Here is a 3691-nt window from a genome sequence, read left to right as displayed (position 1 = left end):
CGGCTACCCTTGCGTCGTCTACATGGGCGCCACCGACGTCGCCCGCCAGAGCCCCAACGTCTTCCGCATGAAGCTGCTCGGCGCCGAGGTGCGGCCGGTCACCGCCGGCCACGGCACGCTGAAGGACGCCATGAACGAAGCCCTGCGCGACTGGGTCACCAATGTCGAGGACACCTATTACCTGATCGGCACCGCCGCCGGCCCGCATCCCTATCCGGAGATGGTGCGTGACTTCCAGTCGGTGATCGGCTCGGAGGCGCGCGCGCAGATGCTGGAGCAGGAAGGGAGGTTGCCGGACGTCATCATCGCCGCCGTCGGCGGCGGCTCCAACGCCATCGGCCTGTTCCACCCTTTCCTTGACGACAAGGAAGTGCGCATCATCGGCATCGAGGCGGGAGGGCGCGGCGTCGACGGCGTCGAGCATTGCGCGTCGATGAATGCCGGCAAGCCCGGTGTGCTGCACGGCAACCGCACCTATCTGCTGCAGAACGCGGACGGCCAGATCCTCGACGGCCACTCGATCTCGGCCGGTCTCGATTATCCCGGCGTCGGCCCCGAGCACTCCTGGCTGCGCGATTCCGGCCGTGTCCAATATGAGCCGATCCTCGACGACGAGGCGCTGGAGGCCTTCCAGATCACCACCCGGGTCGAAGGCATCATCCCGGCGCTGGAATCGGCGCATGCCATCGCCCATGCGATGAAGATCGTGCCGAAGATGGACAAGAACCAGCTGGTCATCGTCAATCTGTCGGGCCGCGGGGACAAGGACGTGCACACGGTGGCCAACATGCTGGGCATGGAGATCTGACAATGACCACCCGCATCGACCGCCGCATGGCGAAGCTCAAATCCGAGGGCCGTCCGGCTCTGGTCACCTACGTCATGGGCGGCGACCCCGATTACGAGACCTCACTGTCGATCATGAAGGCGCTGCCTGCCTCAGGCTCCGACGTCATCGAGCTCGGCATGCCCTTCTCCGATCCGATGGCCGACGGTCCGGCCATCCAGGCGGCGGGTCTTCGGGCGCTGAAGGGCGGCCAGACGCTGGCCAGGACGCTGAAGATGGCGTCGGATTTCCGCGCCGGCGACGACGAGACGCCAATCGTGCTGATGGGCTATTACAATCCGATCTACATCTACGGCGTCGATCGCTTCCTCGTCGACGCCAAGGCCAGCGGCATCGACGGCCTGATCGTCGTCGACCTGCCGCCGGAAATGGATGAAGAGCTCTGCATTCCGGCATTGAAAGCCGGCGTCAACTTCATCCGCCTGGCGACGCCGACCACCGACGACAAGCGCCTGCCCAAGGTGCTCGAAAACACCTCCGGCTTCGTCTATTACGTCTCGATGACCGGCATCACCGGCTCGGCGCTTGCCGACACCGCCAAGGTCTCGGCGGCGGTCACCCGCATCAAGGGCCACACTGCGCTGCCGGTCTGCGTCGGCTTCGGCGTCAAGACCGCCGAGCAGGCGCGCGTCATCGGCGCCTCGGCCGACGGCGTCGTGGTCGGCACGGCGATCGTCAATGCGATCGCCAATGTGCTGGGACCGAAGGGCGAGAAGACAGCCGATCCGGCCGAAGCCGTCGCCACGCTGGTCAGCGGCCTCGCCCAGGGCGTCCGTTCGGCCCGCCTTGTTGCCGCCGAATAGCCTGACTATTCCTCTACAAGCAGTTCCGGACGGAAAATCGCCACAGACTTTTCCTGGAATTGCGGGAAGTCCTTTCCAGGACGGGAGCCGAAGCCATGAACTGGATCACCAATTACGTCCGCCCGAAGATCAATTCGATGCTCGGCCGGCGCACCGACATGCCGGAAAACCTCTGGATCAAGGATCCCGAGACCGGCGAGATGATCTTCCACAAGGACCTCGAGTCCAACCAGTTCGTCATCCCGGCCTCGGGGCACCACATGAAGATTTCGGCCAAGGAGCGGCTGAAATACTTCTTCGACGACGGCAAATACGAGGTGCTGGAAAATCCCAAGGTCGTCCAGGACCCGCTGAAGTTCCGCGACGAGAAGCGCTACACCGATCGCCTCAAGGAGGCGAAGGCCAAGACCAGCCTCGAGGATGCGATCCTCAACGGCGCCGGCACCATCGATGGGCTGCCGGTCATCGTCACAGTGCAGGATTTCGCCTTCATGGGCGGCTCGCTCGGCATGGCCGCCGGTGAAGCCATCGTGCATGCCTTCGAGGTCGCGCTGCAGCGCAGGCGGCCGCTGATCCTGTTCGCCGCCTCCGGCGGCGCCCGCATGCAGGAGGGCATCCTGTCGCTGATGCAGCTGCCGCGCACCACGGTCGGCGTCGACCGGCTGAAGGAAGCCGGCCTGCCCTACATCGTCGTGCTGACCAACCCCACCACCGGCGGCGTCACCGCCTCCTACGCCATGCTGGGCGACGTCCATATCGCCGAGCCCGGCGCGCTGATCGGCTTTGCCGGTCCGCGCGTCATCGAGCAGACCATTCGCGAAAAGCTGCCCGACGGTTTCCAGCGCGCCGAATATCTGATGGAGCACGGCATGGTCGACATGGTCGTCTCGCGGCTGGAGATGCGCCAGACCATTTCCCGGCTCCTGAAGATGCTGCTCAAGATGCCGCAAGCCGACAAGCCGCTGGAGCCGGAAATCCTGCCGCCGGCGATCGCCAACGCGGAGACACGGCCCCAGGCCTGATGACGCCATATCGGTCTGCGCGACATCATTCGCCGCGAACCGCGATTTGCGCCGTGCGTTGTCTGCTGTAGCCTCTTATTTGCATATGACCGTTCCGAGACCGATTCCCGGTCTCCGGGTCAGGCGTTAGGATTCCGCCATGACAACGCTCTCCGCCGAACGCGAAATCGAACATCTGATGACGCTGCATCCGAAAGGTTTCGACCTTTCGCTGGACCGCGTCACCCGGCTTCTCGAACGCCTCGGCAATCCGCAGGACCGGCTGCCGCCGGTCATCCACATCGCCGGCACCAATGGCAAGGGTTCCTGCGCCGCCTTCTCGCGCGCGCTGCTGGAGGCGGCCGGTCATCTCGTTCACGTCCACACCTCGCCGCATCTGGTGAATTGGCACGAACGCTACCGGCTGGCGGCCGAAGGCGGCGGCAAGCTCGTCGAGGACGATGTATTCGCCGAGGCCATCGCGCGCGTCGCCGAGGCCAATCAGGGCCAGAAGATCACCGTCTTCGAGATACTCACGGCCGTCACCTTCGTCCTGTTCTCGGAGCATCCGGCGGAGGCGGCCATCATCGAGGTCGGGCTTGGCGGCCGCTTCGACGCCACCAACGTCATCAAGCGGCCCGCGGTTTCGGTGATCATGCCGATCTCGATGGACCACGAAGCCTATCTCGGCGACCGCGTCGAGCTGATCGCCGCCGAGAAGGCCGGCATCATGAAACGTGGTTGCCCCGTCGTGATCGGCGCCCAGGAAAGCGACACCGCGCTTCAGGTGCTGATCGAGACGGCCGAGCGGCTGGATTGCCCGACCGTGGTCTATGGCCAGGATTTCCTCGCCTTCGAGGAAAACGGCCGCATGGTCTATCAGGACGAGGACGGGCTGATGGACCTGCCGCTGCCGCGCCTGCCCGGGCGGCACCAGTACGCGAATGCCGCCGCCGCGATCGCCGCTGTAAAGGCGGCCGGCTTCGAGATCGGCCATCGCGCCGCCGAGCGGGCGATGACCCATGTCGCCTGGCCTGCAC

The 3691-nt window shown here is 65.2% G+C and carries 4 protein-coding genes; all 4 read left to right on the top strand.

Translation table 11 applies throughout. From position 1 onward, the window contains the following. On the top strand, positions 1 to 808 hold an 808-nt coding region (gene trpB / locus EOA28_RS28535; RefSeq protein WP_128315522.1), incomplete at its 5' end, for a tryptophan synthase subunit beta. Between the two features lie 2 nt (positions 809 to 810). Further along, the gene (gene trpA / locus EOA28_RS28530; RefSeq protein WP_127386057.1) at positions 811 to 1650 is read left to right on the top strand and encodes a tryptophan synthase subunit alpha; all 840 of its coding nucleotides are present in this window, start codon (positions 811 to 813) and stop codon (positions 1648 to 1650) included. A gap of 95 nt (positions 1651 to 1745) precedes the next feature. Further along, positions 1746 to 2672 carry an acetyl-CoA carboxylase, carboxyltransferase subunit beta gene (gene accD / locus EOA28_RS28525; protein ID WP_127251479.1) on the top strand — a complete coding sequence of 309 codons (927 nt, stop codon included), beginning with the start codon at positions 1746 to 1748 and terminating at the stop codon, positions 2670 to 2672. Between the two features lie 139 nt (positions 2673 to 2811). After that, on the top strand, positions 2812 to 3691 hold an 880-nt coding region (locus tag EOA28_RS28520; RefSeq protein WP_148670899.1), incomplete at its 3' end, for a folylpolyglutamate synthase/dihydrofolate synthase family protein.

Origin of the sequence: Mesorhizobium sp. M2A.F.Ca.ET.067.02.1.1, assembly GCF_004023285.1 — a bacterium.
Classification (GTDB): domain Bacteria; phylum Pseudomonadota; class Alphaproteobacteria; order Rhizobiales; family Rhizobiaceae; genus Mesorhizobium.
The sequence above is the reverse complement of the archived record's forward strand: the minus strand, read 5'-3'. Positions and strand labels throughout refer to the sequence as shown.